Here is a 16,493-nt window from a genome sequence, read left to right on the forward strand (position 1 = left end):
AACCCCGTACCTCAGCCCTTGTACAGGTGTCTGTAGGACGGCCGCGCGAACCACGCCATTTAGAAGTAGGAAGATTCTGCCGCGCCCACGCCGTCATTGATGATGAATGGGAGACTCAACCATGCACCGTTCCGCCACCACTTCAGTTCGTGCATCGCCAGCCCCGGCCGATGTCCTGCATCAAGAAAGCGACCCCTCAGAAGAAATCACCCTCACCACCCGGGAAAAAGAAGTCTTGCAGTGGGTCTTCGCTGGCAAGTCGTCCTGGGAAATCTCCGTGATCTTCAGCTGTACCGAAGCAGGGGTGAATTACCACCTGACCAATATCCGCCGAAAATTCGGCGTGAGCTCGCGCTGGGTCGCTATGGTCATGGCCCTGGAGCAAGGTTTGATTCAACGACCTTAAACCGGCCGTCCAACAGTGGTCAGTGTGTTTGCAGGGGCAGTGAAGAACACCGGATGCAGGTGGCGTGCCTGACCTGCCCCAAACAACGGCTGCGTTGCGCTCACCACACGCAATAAAAGCACTGTTGTCGCCGGAGACACGTCGTCGTGGAAAATCAGCCGTTTCTTCAATGGCGGTGAAGCGGGTGTGAATGACCACTTCAGCAATATTCGTCGCACGTTTGGGGGGCAGTTCACGCCAGATGGCGGTGATGATGGTGTTGCATCGAGAAGAAATCTTCAGTGATCCGGTCATAGGTGGGCTTACACCAACGGCTTGCAGAAATTGCCTGTTTCCGTTGGTTGAAGTCCATGCTCGACAGGTTGTGCCGAGCACGGACTGGCTCCTGTTATGTTCTTCTAATGAAGTGCCCGCTCAACGCTGTGCCAGCCTCTGCTTGTTGGCTCTGACTGAGTCCACTGATTTTAAAGTTCTGTTTAAACATGGATTCCTTAGCACGTGTTCGCGCCCTCCATTGCTGCAAACCGCTTGGTGGCTTTTCCAGCGCATCATACATTTTTGGTCCTTTTACATCGGCAATAGGACTTGAGCCTTTTGCAGCTAACTGGCCCGGCCTGAGTTGGATTTCTCCGCTCGTTAGTTGGTCCCAGTAACCGCCTGTTACCCGTCCACGTTTGAGAGCGCCACGGGGTTGAATCTTGCCACCGTCGGAGACAGCGTTACCTGCGGTCCTGGAAACTCGCGTACCCGCATTTGTGCTCCTGCTGAGTGCCCCACCTGAACTGGGCGATCCTTGACCCGCTTTCGCTGCAGAACGGCTTGCCTTTGCGCCAGTTGCTGCCGTTTTTCCGAAAAGCCGGCCAAAAAACTTTGTCACAGCCAGGGGCAAGCGCCACCTACCCTCCGGATCCACATAATCAACCGGATTACCCTCGCAGTACGCATAGGGGTTAACCCCGCCTTGCTCAAAAGGACTCTCACTGTCCGAACTGTTAAACCTCATCAACACCGGACTAAACGCCCGATAACCATTGCCCAACAAATACCGTCCGGTCTGTCCTTCCCTTCGCTCGCCGTTGTAACTCAATTGGCTGCTCACCGAGGGGTCATTCGCACGGTGGCCATACGGTGAATACGCGACCTCCTTGCGCCCGGCCCTGCTGACCTCGGCGAGCACGCTGCTCTTCATGTCACTGGCCAGCAATAAAGACTTTGGGTCGGCACCTGCCTTTAGCTCAGCGAGCACCACGTCTTCACCCCGAATAAAGGTACTGCTGTTGGCGCCCTTGATCTGGTTGGCAAGGCTGCCGTCCTGATAAAAACGCTGTTCCTGGCCACCACCGTCGCTCACCCCGGCCAGTGTATCGAGGGGGTCGTAGTGGTAGCTGCCCGGCGTTTCGCCCGGCAGTGCGCTGACGCTGATCAAACGGCCCAGCGCATCGTATTCCAGAGTGCGATTGGCTTCGTCGCGAATCAGGTGACCGTCGGCGTTGTAGTCGAGCAGAATTTCCGCCGGGTAATCGACGTCAGTGTTGACAACTTTGCGCAGCTGCGTCGGATCAACCGTGTCATAGGTATAGATGGCCCGGTTGCTGCCACCGTCAAAGGTCGTCAGCACAAGCTGGAGGTTGTCCACTGGACTGAACGAAAACACCTGACCGGTGATGGTCTTGCCATAGGGATCAACCGGGCGTTGAGTGCCCCCACATGTGTAGGTGGTCAACCTTCCGCGCAAGTCATAGCCGTACGTTTCATCACGCAGCACGACAGTCCCTTCTTTCAGCGTCCGCAGGGCCAGGCCATCGACATCGTTGTACTTCTGCGTCATTTGCTGCTTCACACCGTCGAGATCGAATTCGCGCAGAGTTTCCCGATCGAACTCGTCGTACTCCAATCTGATGCCAACGCTTTGCCCACTGCCGGTGTCGCTGGTTGTGATGGTTTCCGGTCGCCCCAGTAAATCGTAGGTAAACGTCGAAGATGTAGTACCCAGTTGGGTGTGTACCAGTCGTCCGTCGGCATTGTAGCGATAGGTTTGTTCCTGACGCAGCACATCGGTGTAACCCAGCAAACGCCCGAGCCGGCTATAGCGATAGTCCATGGTGTATTCGCCCTGAGCGACGGTGCGTTTTTCGCGCTTGGGTTCACCGGTGCTGTAGTACTCACGCGTCAGTGCGATGTCCTGCTCCTGGCAAAACACCAGGCGCGCGTTTTTCGTGTCGTATTCATACGTGGCCTCGTCAACCTCGCCCTTGAGGCCGATGCTCGGTAATCGGCGCAACACAGGTTCACTGCCCAACTGCGGCACATAGGCATACTCGATGACCTCCCCACTCGCCATGGTGACCGAACTCGGCTGGGTTTGCCCCGGCTCGTAGTCGAAGACCTGTTCGCGACCGCCAGTGACGGCCTTGATCCTGCGGTCAAGGCCGTCGAACGCCTGGGTGCCCAGCTGGATATTGTTGACACTGATGCTCGTTGGCAAATCGTTGCGGCTATGCGTGGCAAAACTGCGCCGCACGATCGCTTCGTCGGGCAAGGTGTTGGTGATCAGCCGATCAAATGCGTCATAGCTGTACTGCGTGACGCGCTGGACCTTGTCGAATCCTACGATCTCCTTCTGAGTCCGCCCTAGTCCGTCATAAAAATACTGATGCAGGCTGACACGTTGCTGGGCCAGATTGAAACGTTCGGTGCGCGTCGGTTTCTCGAACAGGTTGAACCAGGTTTCGGTCACGCCGCTCACTGGCGGATTCTCACCCGCGCCCTGACGCCAGCTACGCTGAATCGGGCCTTGGGACACCTCTGTACCGATGGGATCGGTTTCCTCGAAGGTTTTCACACCGTCCGCCCCGGTTACACAGCGCTGCTGGCCCCAGTCGTCAAACTCATATTCAGTGGTCAGGGCCAGTGCCGTCGCGCCGATCCAGTCGAACTCGGTTTCTTTCACCAGGTTGCCGAATGAGTCGTAGCCGCCGGCATAGATCTGGCGTGGCGGGCTATTGGGCGCCGGGTTATCGGCGTCATCGCGCTCTTCGTAAATGACCCGGTTGAGCCCGTCGAAGCGGGCGGTGGTTTTTACATTCTTGACATCGAACATCCGTTGCTCGGCCTGCTCGCCTGCTTTGGCGCACAGGAAATACTCATAGCGACGGGTGGCTTCGTACGCCGTGCCTGGCGCCGCCGTTTCGCTGATCACCCGCTGCAGTGCGTCGTAGGCATAACGGATCATCACGAGATCATCGGCCCGCTCGGCAACGCGAATGCGGCGTCGATGCCATGGGCATACAGATCCTGGTAATCCTCACCCAGGGTGCCAGCGATAACGATCACCGGCACGCCATGTTCACGGGCGATGCGCGCCACGCCAAAGGGCGTCTTGCCGCGCAGGGTTTGCGCATCGAAACGCCCTTCGCCGGTGATCACCAGATCGGCGCCCTCCACCAGTTCGGCCAGGCCCACCAGCTCTGCGACCACTTCTACCCCGGCCTTGAACTGCGCGCCCAGAAACGCCTTGGCGGCAAATCCCAGCCCCCCCGCCGCACCGCTGCCGGGTTCGTCACGCACATCCTTGCCCAGGACTTTGGCGCAGTGATCGGCAAAGTGCCCAAGGGCGCGGTCCAGCTGTTCGACCTGTTCGGGCGAGGCGCCTTTTTGCGGACCGAAAATCGCCGAGGCACCTTGAGCGCCGCACAATGGATTGTCCACATCCGCAGCGATTTCGAAGTGCACGGCGGCCAGGCGCGGATCGATGTCCGACAAATCAATCTTCGCCAGTCGTCTCAGCGCCAGACCTCCTGGCGGCAAAGGCTGTCCCCGGGCGTCAAGCAACTTCACCCCCAAGGCTTGCATGGCCCCGGCGCCACCATCATTGGTAGCACTGCCGCCAACCGCCAGAATCACCCGTTGCGCGCCCGCATCCAGGGCGGCGCGGATCAACTCGCCGGTGCCGTAGGTGCTGCTGGTGCAAGCATCGCGGTGGTCCAACGGGATCAATTGCAAACCGCTGGCTTCAGCCATTTCGATGATCGCGGTGTGGCTGTCGGGCAACCAGCACCACCTCGCATCGACGGGTGAGCCCAATGGCCCGCAAACCGCCGCCCAGCAAAGTGCGCTATCACGCGCTGCGAGCACCGCTTTGATCGTGCCCTCACCACCGTCAGCCATCGGGCATGTGATCAGTTGCGCGTCGAGCCATACCCCGGCCAGTCCCATGGCGATGGCGTCGGCCGCGCCTTGGGCGCTGAGGCTGTCCTTGAACGAGTCCGGGGCAATGACGATTTTCATGCGAATTCTCCCTATTCATTACATCAATGCTGCCAGCCCGCATTAGCGATAGCGCCGGTCGGCAGCGCATGCGGAAAAGATTTTTTTCAATTCCAGCCAGCCAACGTTACCGCTGGGGGAATCGGCTTGCCAATGATACTAACGTCACCATCGCCATCCCCGGCAAGCCAGCGTTCACAAAGCGCTTGTGGCAGCCGCTGGCCTATCGTTCGATATTCGTTTGCTCACGGGGGTTGTTCTGGTATTTGATTGAGCCTTTCCCATCGGTAAAAGGATTTTGTCATGAGCTACCGCACGCTGGGTCAATCAGGGCTGCAGGTGTCCACCCTGACCCTGGGCACCATGATGTTCGGCGAACAGACCAGCACCGAAGATTCCCTGCGAATCATCGACAAGGCTTGGGACCAGGGCATCAATTTCATCGACACCGCCGACGTCTACACCCATGGCCGTTCGGAAGAAATCGTCGGCGAAGCGATCGCCAGTCGCCGTCAGGAATGGGTGCTGGCCACCAAGGTCGGTTTCGGTCCGGTGGATGGCGTGCCAAACCGTAGCGGCCTGAACCGCAAGCACCTCTTCAACGGTATCGAAGCCAGCCTGACGCGTCTGGGCACCGACTATCTCGACATCTATTACCTGCACCGCGAAGACCACAACACGCCGCTGGAAGTCACGGTGTCAGCCATCGGCGACTTGATTCGCCAGGGCAAGGTCCGCTATTGGGGCCTGTCGAACTACCGTGGCTGGCGCATCGCCGAGGTGATTCGCATTGCCGACCACCTTGGCGTCGACCGGCCGGTGATCAGCCAGCCGCTGTACAACATCGTCAACCGCCAGGCCGAAACCGAGCAGATCACCGCCGCGCAGAACTACGGCCTGGGCGTGGTGCCTTACAGTCCATTGGCGCGCGGCGTGCTCAGCGGCAAGTACGCACCGGATGTCACCCCGGACGCCAACAGCCGTGCCGGGCGCCAGGACAAACGCATCCTGGAAACCGAATGGCGCGTCGAGTCGCTGCGCATCGCCCAGCAGATCCAGCAGTACACCCTGGAACGCGGCGTCGGCATGGTCGAGTTCGCCATCGCCTGGGTACTGAACAACAGCGCCGTGACGTCGGCCATCGTCGGCCCGCGTACCGAAGCGCAATGGGATGCCTACACTAAGGCCCAGGCGGTGAAGATTACGGCTGAAGATGAAGCGTTCATCGATTCGCTGGTGACGCCGGGGCATGCATCGACGCCGGGGTTCAACGACGTGAGTCATTTCGTGTCGGGCCGTAAACCGCGTACCCACTGACGGTACATTTCACTTCTGGGAGCGGGCTTGTCGGGTCGCTCCCACAGGGTTTCGGGTCTTGCTCAAAATGTTGTGAATATTGATCATACGGCCAATATTCTGCACAAAAACCGCGTATCCTCCGCACCCCGTTTCACCTTCAACCACGCGAGGACAGCTTGTCTAAAGGTATCGCTCTATCGGTTTCAGCTTCGGTGCTGTTTGCCGTCATGTATTACTACACGTCGCTGCTCAGCCCCTTGAGTGGCGTGGAAATTTTTGGCTGGCGCATGTTGCTCACGGTGCCGTGCATGACCGTGTTCATGGTGGTGTCCGGGGAGTGGAAACGCGTCATCGACATTGTGCGGCGAGTCGCGGGCCGGCCTGTTCTGTCGCTTGCCCTGATCGCCTCTTCGGCCTTGCTCGGCGTGCAGCTCTGGCTGTTCATGTGGGCACCGCTCAATGGCTACAGCCTGGATGTATCGCTGGGTTATTTCCTGTTACCGCTGACCATGGTCCTGACCGGCCGGCTGGCCTATGGTGAACGCCTCTCCTACCTGCAAAAAATCGCGGTGTTTTTTGCCTGCCTCGGCGTGATCAATGAGCTGTACCAGGTCGGTGGTTTTTCCTGGGCGACCTTGCTGGTGTGCATCGGTTATCCCACCTATTTCGTCCTGCGCAAGCGTCTGGCCTCGGACAACCTCGGCGGCTTGTGGCTGGACATGACGCTGACCCTGCCGGTGGCATTCTGGTTCGTGCAGAGCGGTGAACAGGGCTTCAACGTATTTGACCAGCATCCATGGCTGTCGCTGCTGATCCCGTTGCTCGGTGTGATCAGTGCGTCGGCGCTGGTGGTCTACATCATCGCCAGTCGCTTGCTGCCGTTCAGCCTGTTCGGACTGTTGAGTTACGTCGAGCCCGTGCTGTTGCTGGGCGTTGCGTTGCTGTTGGGGGAAAGCATCAAGGCCGGCGAATGGCTGACCTATATCCCGATCTGGTTGGCGGTGCTGGTATTGGTGTTCGAAGGGTTCAAGCATTTGATGCGACAGCGCAGGCCTTAACCTCACCCAGAACCCAATGTGGGAGCGAGCCTGCTCGCGAAGGCGGTCTGTCAGTCAACATTGTTGTTGAATGCACAACCGCTATCGCGAGCAAGCTCGCTCCCACAGGTTTATAGGCGTTATGGCTTAGTCGGTGGCCAACACACCACGACGGACCTGGTCGCGTTCGATGGATTCGAACAGCGCCTTGAAGTTGCCCTCGCCAAAACCATCATCGCCTTTACGCTGGATGAATTCGAAGAACACCGGCCCCATCAGGGTTTCCGAGAAGATCTGCAACAGCAGTCGCTTGTCACCCGATTCGGACGAACCATCCAACAGAATGCCCCGCGCTTGCAGTTCGCCCACCGGCTCGCCGTGGTTCGGCAAACGGCCTTCGAGCATTTCGTAGTAGGTGTCCGGCGGCGCGGTCATGAAGCGCATGCCGATGCTTTTCAGGTGATCCCAGGTCTTGACCAGGTCATCACTGAGGAAGGCCACGTGCTGGATGCCCTCGCCATTGAACTGCATCAGGAACTCTTCGATCTGTCCGGCGCCCTTGGACGACTCTTCGTTCAACGGGATACGGATCATGCCGTCCGGCGCGGTCATGGCCTTGGAGGTCAGGCCGGTGTATTCGCCTTTGATGTCGAAGTAACGGATTTCGCGGAAGTTGAACAGCTTCTCGTAGAAGTTCGCCCAGTAGGCCATGCGCCCGCGATACACGTTGTGCGTCAGGTGGTCGATGATCTTCAGGCCCGCTCCGACCGGGTTGCGATCGACGCCTTCGAGGAACACGAAATCGATGTCATAGATCGAGCTGCCTTCGCCGAAACGGTCGATCAGGTACAGCGGCGCGCCGCCGATGCCTTTGATCGCCGGAAGGTTCAGCTCCATCGGACCGGTTTCAATGTGAATCGGCTGCGCGCCGAGCTCCAGCGCACGCTTGTAGGCTTTTTGCGAATCCTTGACCCGGAACGCCATGCCGCACACGGATGGACCATGCTCGGCCGCGAAGTACGAGGCCACGCTGTGCGGCTCATTGTTGAGGATCAGGTTGATCGCGCCCTGGCGATACAGGTGCACGTCCTTGGAACGGTGGGTCGCGACTTTGGTGAAGCCCATGATCTGGAAGATCGGCTCCAGGGTGTTGGGGGTTGGCGATGCGAATTCGATGAATTCAAAACCCATCAGGCCCATCGGGTTTTCGTATAAATCTGCCATTTTGGCGCCTCATCATGCTTTTGGAATTAACAAACGTTAGTTGCTAGCGATGCTGAGGCCGCGGGGTGGCGCGCAGGAGATGCCGCGCACACTGCGGGCGAGGAAATCACCAAAGATCAATTGAAACCCGAATATCTTCATTGTCGACCCAAGGCTTTTGCGGGCGAGGCTTCTGCTGCCAGAAGTCGTTTATTCTTGTATGCGTAACTTGATTCTACACAGCGTAAATCAGTTTGTCCGCCTTCTGTATCAAATCCCCTTTTTCCCTGCATGCGCAAGGGGTTTATTGCACAGGAAAATCCCGGTCAGGATCACCCCTCCTCCCACGCACATGGCCAGTGTCAGTTGCTCGCCCAACAGCAGCGCCCCGAGGATCACGGCCGTCAACGGGTTCAAAGCGATGAACACCCCGGAACGGGTCGCACCGATTTTGCGAATGCCGTCGTAATAGCCGATATAGGCCAGAGCCGAGCCAAAGACGCCCAGGTACATCAGACTCAACCACTGTCGAGGGCCAAGCTGGACAAGCGCGGCCACACTCAACTCGCCGCAAATGGCGCTGGCGATCCACAGCATCAATGTGCCCAGCAGAATTGACCAGGTCACCGTTTGCAATGGGCCCAGGCTTTGATTCAGCGCCTTGGAAAACAGCGAATACACGCCCCAACCGAGCACGCAGCCGAAAATCAGCAGATCGCCGATCCAGGCATCGGCCTTGCCGGCCGAGAGTTGCGGATGGCGGCTGACGATGACCAGGCACGCGCCGACGATACAGATCGCAATGCCGGCAATCTTCGCCCGGCCCAGGCGCTCCTTGAATAGCAGCCACGAGGCCAATCCGATAACGGCCGGATTCAAGGCCACGATCAACGATGCTCGCGAAGCATTGATGTAGTGCAGGCCATAAAAGAAGCACAGGTTGTAGAAAAAGATCCCGCAAAAGCCCAGCAGTGCCAACTGCAGCCATTGCCCTGGGTTGGGTCGGGCCAATGGAATGCGGGACATCAACAAAAACAGTAACAGTGATGTACTCGCCAGCAGGAAGCGCAAGCTGGCGGCAAACAAAGGGCTCAGGCTTTCAGCCAGAAACCGCCCCGCCACGAAGGTACCGCCCCAGATCATGGTGACCGCCGCCAGTTTCAAATAAACCGGCGCATCCGTCGGGCTTGGCAGGTATTTCTCATGAGTAGTCATACGTCTCCGGAACGGCTGATGAACGGTATGGCGTATGATTCGACTAATGCCAAGTCATCGTAAAATGAGTCAATACTCATGACCCTCACCCAACTGGAGATTTTCTCCCTCGTCGCCGAGCTGAGCGGCTTCACGGCGGCAGCCCATCGTCTGGGGATTTCCCAATCCGCGGTTTCCCATGCCATCAAGTCGCTGGAACAGGAATTGGGCGTCGAATTGTTGCGGCGCCATCAGTCAACGGTCGAGTTGAGTGACATCGGCCAGCAACTTCTCCTGCGCGCCCGTGCCATGCTGGGCCTGGCCAATACGTTGCGCCAGGAAGCGGCGGATGCCCGTGGGATGAAGCGCGGCACATTGCGTATCGGCTCGTTCGGGCCCACGTCGTCGATCAAACTGTTGCCCGATATCCTGCGGCATTACCGCGCAGAGCACCCTGGCATTGAGATTCATATCGACGAAGGTCCGGACCGTCAGGTGATCCAGTGGCTGGAAGAACGGCGAATCGATGTCGGTTTCGTGGTGCTGCCACAAGAGCGTTTCGACACGGTTGCGCTGATCGAAGATCAAATGGTTGCGCTGCTCCCGGCTGACCATCCTTTGGCAACCCGCAACAGCGTCAGCCTGAGCGAGCTGTGCGACGACCCTTTTGTACTGACCGAGGCAGGCTCTTCGGAGATGGTTTCTCGCCTGTTCAATGCCGCGCGCCTGACCCCCAATATCCGCTATCGTCGCTCGCAATTGCTGAGCACGCTGGATACGGTTGGACGCGGCGACGGTTTGACCGTGGTCGCCGAGGGTTCGCTGCCCGAGCATGTTGACTATCGCCATGTTAAAAAACCGCTGTCGCCACCGGTGGCGCGGCAGGTCGGCCTGGCGGTACTCGACCGCCGCCAGGCGTCACCGGCGACGCTGGCCTTCATCAAACTCGCCGAGCGGCTGAGTGACCGGTGAGCGGCATAAGTGACAAGGGCCAACTATCATGGCTCGTACCCGAACTCTTCATGGGAGGCGTTTCGCCCTGCCAGCATTTGAGAGCCCTATCATCGCTAAAGGTTTCTTGAATGCCACTGAGAGCCAAAACCCGCACACGCCGCATCAGGATAGCCGTCACTCTGCTGAGCGGATTGCTTCCGGTCATATTGGGCACCGCCATCCTCTATATCCAGGCTGGACGAGCGCTCGAACAAAATGCTCAACAAACCGCCGAAGAGGCCATTCGCCAGTTCGACCTCATGCTCGACAACACCGCCCAGGCTGCCCGGGAATTATTGCCAATGGCCGGGCAAAGTTGTACCGACGTCAAATTGGCCCTGCGTGAACAAGTCACGCGACGCCCCTTCGTGCGCTCGACCAACCTGATCTGGGACGACGCCATTTATTGCAGTTCTTTGTTCGGCGACTATCACGAGAAGCTCGCTGCCGGGGACTTCAGCCAAGGCCGGTTACTGTTGATGAAGGGCAACCCTGTCACTCCTGATACCGCGCTGTTGGTGTATCGCCTCGGCAAAGGCAAACAGGGCGCGATGAGCACGCTGGACGGTTATCACCTGAGTAACGTGTTGCGCCTGATTGGTCGCCAGACATTGCTGGTACTGCAGGTCGGGCCCAATTGGTTGTCGGCCGATGGCCAGTTTCATGAAGACGCGCCACCCGCCATGCCAACCGCACAAAGCAATCTCGGCTCGTCACGGTATGGTTTCAGCGTAACGGCCGGATTTCCCAAAGGCGAAACCTGGCGTTACATGCGCAGTCAGTATCCCCCCCTGTTCAGCTTGTTGATCTTTTTCGGCGTGATTTCCGGATCGCTCGGGCATTTTCTACAGAAGCGTACGTCATCACCGACTCATGAAATGCAACGTGCGCTGGATGCGGCGGAGTTCGTCCCGTATTTCCAGGCGGTCGTGCATGGCGACAGTAAAAAGTTGTCCGGCATCGAAGTACTGATGCGCTGGAACCACCCGAAAGAAGGCCTGGTGCGGCCCGACCTGTTTATTCCGTTTGCCGAACACTCCGGGCTGATCGTGCCAATGACCCGATCCCTGATGCAACAGACCGCCACGTTGCTCGCGCCGCTGTCCGCATCGTTCAAGGAGCCGTTTCATATCGGCATCAACATCACCGCCAGCCATTGCCAGGACCTCGACCTGGTCAAGGATTGCCGCGAGTTTCTCGACGCTTTCGCGCCCGGTTCCGTGCACCTGGTACTGGAATTGACCGAACGCGAATTGATCGAACCGACAGCCATCACGCATCAACTGTTCGACCAACTTCGTGATCTCGGCGTAAAGATCGCCATCGACGACTTCGGCACCGGTCACTCCAGTCTCGGCTATCTGCGTCAATTCAACGTGGACTACCTGAAGATCGACCAGAGTTTCGTCGCCATGATCGGCATCGATACCCTTTCCAGCCATATTCTGGACAGCATCATAGAACTGGCGATCAAACTCGGCCTGGCAATGGTTGCCGAAGGTGTGGAGACCCAGCAGCAAAGTGATTACCTGACCGCTCATAACGTTAACTTTCTGCAAGGCTATCTGTACGGCAGGCCGATGCCTGGCGTCGAGTTCATTAGTGCATTAAGTGATCATTAACTAGCGGTTTTAAGCGATGTGGTAACGTTGCCGTGCACCCATTTGAATCAAAAAACAACTCTTGTTACATGACAGAAAAGACATGATTTACTCTTGAGCAATTAACTACTACAATTTTTCACGCCTGCCGTAATTTGGCGGGTGAGCCATTATCACCGGGTCGCTTCAAGGCTCTTGGCTTATAGCTTTGTTTGCGGTTGGTATCAGCCAAACACACTATTGGAGTAAAGATATTGTCCAGACTCGCTGAATTTCGTGCCGCTGAAAAGGCCCTTCAAGAACAGCTCAAGCAGCTTGAATCCCTGAAGAACGATGCCGGGCTCAAGAAAGAAATCGAATTCGAAGAAAAGCTTCAAGGACTGATGAAAACCTACGGCAAGAGCCTGCGCGACATCATCGCCATTCTCGATCCGAACCCGGCAAAATCCGGTCTGCAACAGGCCGTAGCACCTAAAACCCGTCGCGCTCGCGTGGTCAAGGTTTATCAGAACCCGCACACCGGTGAACTGATTGAAACCAAGGGTGGCAACCACCGCGGCTTGAAAGCCTGGAAGGAACAATACGGTGCCTCGACCGTTGATTCCTGGTTGCGTGGCTAAGCACTCGCTGCCGACATACAAAGCCCTGCGAATGCAGGGCTTTTTCATGAATACCCTCTAAATTCAGCGACGAGGGTCGATCAACTCTCTAGTTACCGATCAACTTTATGCTTAATCCCATTGGGTATCTAAACATTTGTGGGCGCGCTGAAGACCGCGTTTATTGAAGTTTTCAACTAAAGCTTCAAGCCGTTACGTGCCGCCTCTATTTCATCCTGGCTGGTTTTATAAGCGTCGGCCTGCCCCGCATAGGAAAGAACGTAGGCTTTATCGGCGTCCACCGCAGCGACCAATGTTTGCGAAAGCACATGACGTCCGTTTTGCGTGATGGTGCACGTCGTTTCCAACGCCGGTAATCGGCTCAAGGTTGTCGCATGAATCCGACTGCACGCACTTTGATAGCCACTCTGATAAAAGCCTTTTTGCACGGACTTGCGCATCTCCAGTAGCACGGCTTCCAGATTGACCTGATGACCGGTTTCCACCTGGGTCATGGTCAGTTCCATCACCATGACCGGCTCGCCAGCCTGATTGTTTTTCACTGCGCGCTGGCGACTGACACCCGCTTTGCCGTCACCTTGCGGCACGTCTTCAATTTGCCAGCCGGTTGGCCAGGGCATGACCGGTGCATCGGCGTGAGCCATGGCGACCGTCGACAGCACGCCCATCAAGAGGAACAACGTTTTACCGAATCGAATCATTGCAATGAACACTCGCCAATTGTGGCCGGAAGTCTGAGCTTCGACCGGCCGTCAGGCAATAGCCGACGGTTTTGGTTTGGTGATGTCAGAGCCCTTGCGTATCATTGTCGCCATTCTTCAGCCCCACTTGTTTTCTGGAGGGCCCATGAGCCTGCAAGAACTGAACAGCTTCCCCGGCGTGACCGCGCAGCCTGATACCGCAACCCAGAACTTCGTGTTCAACCACACCATGCTGCGCGTCAAGGACATCACCAAATCCCTGGATTTCTACACGCGCATCCTCGGTTTCTCACTGGTGGAAAAACGCGACTTCCCGGAAGCGGAATTCAGCCTGTATTTCCTTGCGCTGGTCGACAAAAGCCAGATCCCGGCCGACGCCGCAGCACGCACCGAGTGGATGAAATCGATCCCCGGCATTCTCGAACTGACCCACAACCACGGCACCGAGAACGACCCGGACTTCGCCTATCACAATGGCAACACCGACCCACGCGGCTTTGGCCACATCTGCATTTCGGTGCCAGACATCGTCGCCGCGTGCGAGCGCTTCGAGGCGCTGGGCTGCGATTTCCAGAAGCGCCTGAATGACGGTCGCATGAAAAGCCTGGCTTTCATCAAGGACCCGGATGCCTATTGGGTCGAGATCATTCAGCCAGCGCCGCTGTGATGCAAAACCCCATCTTGTGGGAGCTGGTCCAGCGTTGGCGTCCTTGAAATCGCCATCGCCGGCAAGCCGGCTCCCACAATGATCGCGGACACAAAAAACCCCATGATCGCTCATGGGGTTTTGTGTTTTCAGCGCCAGGGTTTACGCCGGGGCCGACGTGCGAATCAAGTGATCAAATGCACTCAGGGATGCCTTGGCGCCCTCGCCCACGGCAATCACGATCTGCTTGTACGGCACGGTGGTCACGTCGCCAGCGGCAAATATGCCCGGTACCGAGGTCTCGCCACGGGCATCGACGATGATCTCGCCACGCGGCGACAACTCGATGGTGCCCTTGAGCCAATCGGTGTTAGGCAGCAGACCGATCTGCACGAAGATCCCCTCCAGCTCCACGGTCCGCAGCTCATCGGTCTTACGATCCTTGTAGCGCAGGCCATTGACTTTCTGCCCGTCGCCGGTGACTTCAGTGGTTTGCGCATGGGTGATCACGGTCACGTTGGGCAGGCTGTTCAGCTTGCGCTGCAAGACCGCATCGGCGCGCAGCTGCACGTCGAACTCCAGCAGCGTCACGTGGGAGACGATCCCCGCCAGGTCGATAGCCGCTTCGACACCGGAGTTACCGCCGCCAATCACCGCCACGCGCTTGCCCTTGAACAGCGGGCCGTCGCAGTGCGGGCAGTACGCTACGCCTTTGTTGCGATATTGCTGCTCACCCGGCACGTTCATTTCGCGCCAGCGAGCACCGGTCGCCAGGATCACGGTTTTGGCTTTGAGCTTCGCACCGCTGGCGAAGTGCACTTCGTGCAGCTCACCGTTCTTGCCGGGTAGCAACTTGTCGGCGCGCTGCAGGTTCATGATGTCCACGTCGTACTGCTTGACGTGCTCTTCCAGCGCTACCGCCAGTTTCGGTCCTTCGGTCTCCTGCACCGAGATGAAGTTTTCGATGGCCATGGTGTCCAGCACCTGCCCACCAAAACGCTCCGCCGCCACACCGGTACGAATGCCTTTGCGGGCTGCGTAGATCGCCGCCGAAGCACCGGCCGGGCCGCCGCCGACCACCAGCACGTCAAAGGCTTCCTTGGCGCTGATCTTCTCGGCTTGCCGCTCGATGCCGCTGGTGTCGATCTTGGCGAGGATTTCTTCCAGGCCCATGCGGCCCTGGCCGAAGTTCACACCGTTGAGGTAGATGCTGGGCACCGCCATGATCTGGCGCTCATCGACTTCAGCCTGGAACAGCGCGCCGTCGATGGCGACATGACGGATGTTCGGGTTCAGCACCGCCATCAGGTTCAGCGCCTGGACCACGTCCGGGCAGTTTTGGCAGGACAGCGAGAAGTAAGTCTCGAAGTTGAACTCACCCTTGAGCGAGCGGATCTGTTCGATCACTTCGACACTGGCCTTCGAAGGGTGGCCGCCGACTTGAAGCAAGGCCAGCACCAGCGAAGTGAATTCGTGGCCCATCGGGATACCGGCGAAACGCAGGCTGATATCAGCCCCCGGGCGATTGATTGAGAACGATGGCTTGCGTGCATCGTCACCGTTGTCGAGTAAGGTAATTTGGGTGGAAAGACTGGCAACGTCTTTCAGCAATTCGAGCATTTCCCGGGATTTCGCACCGTCGTCGAGGGATGCAACGATCTCGATCGGCTGGGTGACCCGTTCCAGGTACGATTTCAACTGGGCTTTAAGATTGGCGTCCAACATACGGGCGATTTCCTTTTGATTCTTAAAAAAAAAAGCCCGAGCGAATCTCGCCCGGGCGTTTTTATTGGGCGGTGCTGCTTACTGGTCAGGTGCGGCGTTCCGCCCTGATACGGCGCTCACAGACTTAGATCTTGCCGACCAGGTCCAGGGACGGCGCCAGAGTGGCCTCGCCTTCTTTCCACTTGGCAGGGCAAACCTCGCCTGGGTGAGCAGCGACGTACTGGGCAGCCTTGATTTTGCGCAGCAGTTCGGAAGCGTCGCGGCCTACACCGCCGTCGTTCAGTTCGACGATTTTGATCTGGCCTTCAGGGTTGATCACGAAGGTGCCACGGTCAGCCAGACCCACTTCCTCAATCAGCACGTCAAAGTTGCGGGAGATGGCGTGGGTCGGGTCGCCGATCATGGTGTACTGGATTTTGCCGATCGCTGGCGAAGTGTTGTGCCAGGCAGCGTGGGCGAAATGAGTGTCGGTGGAAACGCTGTAGATCTCGACGCCCAGCTTCTGGAAGGCATCGTAGTTGTCAGCCAGGTCTTCCAGCTCGGTTGGGCAAACGAAAGTGAAGTCAGCCGGGTAGAAGAAAACGACAGACCACTTGCCTTTCAGGTCAGCGTCCGAGACTTGTACGAAGTCGCCGTTTTTGTAGGCGGTCGCTTGGAACGGTTTAACTTGGCTGTTGATGATAGGCATCGTTGACTCTCCATCGGGGTTAAGAAGTTGATGGGGAGAACTTTACCCACTCGACGGACGGTTGGCTCATTGGCAAACCTCATGCCGCTGATTGGCTTTGGCTATTAGCCAACC

Annotated in this window: 14 protein-coding genes; 7 read left to right on the forward strand and 7 right to left on the reverse strand. The window is 57.8% G+C overall.

Annotated features, from left to right (window positions below; genetic code table 11):
* The first annotated feature begins 121 nt into the window (after positions 1-121).
* Positions 122-406: a LuxR family transcriptional regulator gene (locus BLV61_RS01445; RefSeq protein WP_090462023.1), complete on the forward strand. Its 285-nt coding sequence runs from the start codon at positions 122-124 to the stop codon at positions 404-406.
* Between the two features lie 388 nt (positions 407-794).
* Here the strand turns inward: BLV61_RS01445 and BLV61_RS01450 are convergent, their stop codons facing one another.
* The gene (locus BLV61_RS01450) at positions 795-3,638 is read right to left on the reverse strand and encodes an RHS repeat-associated core domain-containing protein (protein WP_090462025.1); all 2,844 of its coding nucleotides are present in this window, start codon (positions 3,636-3,638) and stop codon (positions 795-797) included.
* Positions 3,638-4,693, reverse strand: a complete 1,056-nt coding sequence (locus BLV61_RS01455) for a glycerate kinase (RefSeq protein ID WP_090462027.1) — start codon at positions 4,691-4,693, stop codon at positions 3,638-3,640. The genes BLV61_RS01450 and BLV61_RS01455 overlap by 1 nt, the downstream gene beginning before the upstream one ends.
* Positions 4,694-4,975: 282 nt before the next feature.
* Here BLV61_RS01455 and BLV61_RS01460 point away from each other — a divergent pair, with 282 nt between their 5' ends.
* Positions 4,976-5,989, forward strand: a complete 1,014-nt coding sequence (locus BLV61_RS01460; protein WP_090462029.1) for an aldo/keto reductase — start codon at positions 4,976-4,978, stop codon at positions 5,987-5,989.
* Between the two features lie 158 nt (positions 5,990-6,147).
* Positions 6,148-7,029 (forward strand): EamA family transporter RarD, encoded by an 882-nt coding sequence (gene rarD, locus BLV61_RS01465; protein ID WP_090462031.1) that lies wholly within the window; start codon positions 6,148-6,150, stop codon positions 7,027-7,029.
* 126 nt (positions 7,030-7,155) lie between these two features.
* Here the strand turns inward: rarD and hppD are convergent, their stop codons facing one another.
* Both hppD and BLV61_RS01475 read right to left on the reverse strand, forming a co-directional pair.
* Positions 7,156-8,232, reverse strand: a complete 1,077-nt coding sequence (hppD, locus tag BLV61_RS01470; RefSeq protein WP_090462033.1) for a 4-hydroxyphenylpyruvate dioxygenase — start codon at positions 8,230-8,232, stop codon at positions 7,156-7,158.
* Between the two features lie 249 nt (positions 8,233-8,481).
* A complete protein-coding gene (locus BLV61_RS01475) occupies positions 8,482-9,426 on the reverse strand; it encodes a DMT family transporter (RefSeq protein WP_090462035.1) in 945 nt (314 codons plus the stop codon).
* Positions 9,427-9,504: 78 nt separating this feature from the next.
* Between BLV61_RS01475 and BLV61_RS01480 the strand changes: the two genes are divergently transcribed.
* The 3 genes from BLV61_RS01480 to BLV61_RS01490 all read left to right on the forward strand — a co-directional run bounded on the left by BLV61_RS01480 (position 9,505) and on the right by BLV61_RS01490 (position 12,619).
* Positions 9,505-10,377 (forward strand): LysR family transcriptional regulator, encoded by an 873-nt coding sequence (locus BLV61_RS01480; RefSeq protein WP_090462037.1) that lies wholly within the window; start codon positions 9,505-9,507, stop codon positions 10,375-10,377.
* A 110-nt stretch (positions 10,378-10,487) separates the two neighbouring features.
* The gene (locus tag BLV61_RS01485; RefSeq protein WP_090462039.1) at positions 10,488-12,020 is read left to right on the forward strand and encodes an EAL domain-containing protein; all 1,533 of its coding nucleotides are present in this window, start codon (positions 10,488-10,490) and stop codon (positions 12,018-12,020) included.
* A 233-nt stretch (positions 12,021-12,253) separates the two neighbouring features.
* The gene (locus BLV61_RS01490) at positions 12,254-12,619 is read left to right on the forward strand and encodes a histone-like nucleoid-structuring protein, MvaT/MvaU family (protein WP_047529417.1); all 366 of its coding nucleotides are present in this window, start codon (positions 12,254-12,256) and stop codon (positions 12,617-12,619) included.
* A 176-nt stretch (positions 12,620-12,795) separates the two neighbouring features.
* On the opposite strand, the gene BLV61_RS01495 is transcribed toward BLV61_RS01490, so the two are convergent.
* Positions 12,796-13,320: a DUF4946 domain-containing protein gene (locus BLV61_RS01495; protein WP_047529418.1), complete on the reverse strand. Its 525-nt coding sequence runs from the start codon at positions 13,318-13,320 to the stop codon at positions 12,796-12,798.
* 145 nt (positions 13,321-13,465) lie between these two features.
* On the opposite strand from BLV61_RS01495, the gene gloA reads away from it, so the two are divergent.
* Positions 13,466-13,987, forward strand: coding sequence for a lactoylglutathione lyase (gene gloA / locus BLV61_RS01500; protein WP_047529420.1), 522 nt, complete (start codon positions 13,466-13,468; stop codon positions 13,985-13,987).
* Positions 13,988-14,128: 141 nt separating this feature from the next.
* On the opposite strand, the gene ahpF is transcribed toward gloA, so the two are convergent.
* On the reverse strand, positions 14,129-15,691 hold the full coding sequence (gene ahpF, locus BLV61_RS01505; protein WP_090462042.1) for an alkyl hydroperoxide reductase subunit F: 1,563 nt from the start codon (positions 15,689-15,691) through the stop codon (positions 14,129-14,131).
* A 124-nt stretch (positions 15,692-15,815) separates the two neighbouring features.
* The gene (gene ahpC / locus BLV61_RS01510; protein WP_047529425.1) at positions 15,816-16,379 is read right to left on the reverse strand and encodes an alkyl hydroperoxide reductase subunit C; all 564 of its coding nucleotides are present in this window, start codon (positions 16,377-16,379) and stop codon (positions 15,816-15,818) included.
* Positions 16,380-16,493 lie beyond the last annotated feature (114 nt).

It is taken from the genome of Pseudomonas mohnii, assembly GCF_900105115.1.
In the GTDB taxonomy this organism is placed as follows: domain Bacteria; phylum Pseudomonadota; class Gammaproteobacteria; order Pseudomonadales; family Pseudomonadaceae; genus Aquipseudomonas; species Aquipseudomonas mohnii.

Bases quoted from the DNA above. Each gene is read 5' to 3' on its own strand.
- BLV61_RS01445 (WP_090462023.1), top strand. From the start codon at position 122: ATGCACCGTTCCGCCACCACTTCAGTTCGTGCATCGCCAGCCCCGGCC.
- BLV61_RS01450 (WP_090462025.1), bottom strand. From the start codon at position 3,638: ATGATCCGTTATGCCTACGACGCACTGCAGCGGGTGATCAGCGAAACG.
- BLV61_RS01455 (WP_090462027.1), bottom strand. From the start codon at position 4,693: ATGAAAATCGTCATTGCCCCGGACTCGTTCAAGGACAGCCTCAGCGCC.
- BLV61_RS01460 (WP_090462029.1), top strand. From the start codon at position 4,976: ATGAGCTACCGCACGCTGGGTCAATCAGGGCTGCAGGTGTCCACCCTG.
- hppD (WP_090462033.1), bottom strand. From the start codon at position 8,232: ATGGCAGATTTATACGAAAACCCGATGGGCCTGATGGGTTTTGAATTC.
- BLV61_RS01475 (WP_090462035.1), bottom strand. From the start codon at position 9,426: ATGACTACTCATGAGAAATACCTGCCAAGCCCGACGGATGCGCCGGTT.
- BLV61_RS01480 (WP_090462037.1), top strand. From the start codon at position 9,505: ATGACCCTCACCCAACTGGAGATTTTCTCCCTCGTCGCCGAGCTGAGC.
- BLV61_RS01485 (WP_090462039.1), top strand. From the start codon at position 10,488: ATGCCACTGAGAGCCAAAACCCGCACACGCCGCATCAGGATAGCCGTC.
- BLV61_RS01495 (WP_047529418.1), bottom strand. From the start codon at position 13,320: ATGATTCGATTCGGTAAAACGTTGTTCCTCTTGATGGGCGTGCTGTCG.
- gloA (WP_047529420.1), top strand. From the start codon at position 13,466: ATGAGCCTGCAAGAACTGAACAGCTTCCCCGGCGTGACCGCGCAGCCT.
- ahpF (WP_090462042.1), bottom strand. From the start codon at position 15,691: ATGTTGGACGCCAATCTTAAAGCCCAGTTGAAATCGTACCTGGAACGG.
- ahpC (WP_047529425.1), bottom strand. From the start codon at position 16,379: ATGCCTATCATCAACAGCCAAGTTAAACCGTTCCAAGCGACCGCCTAC.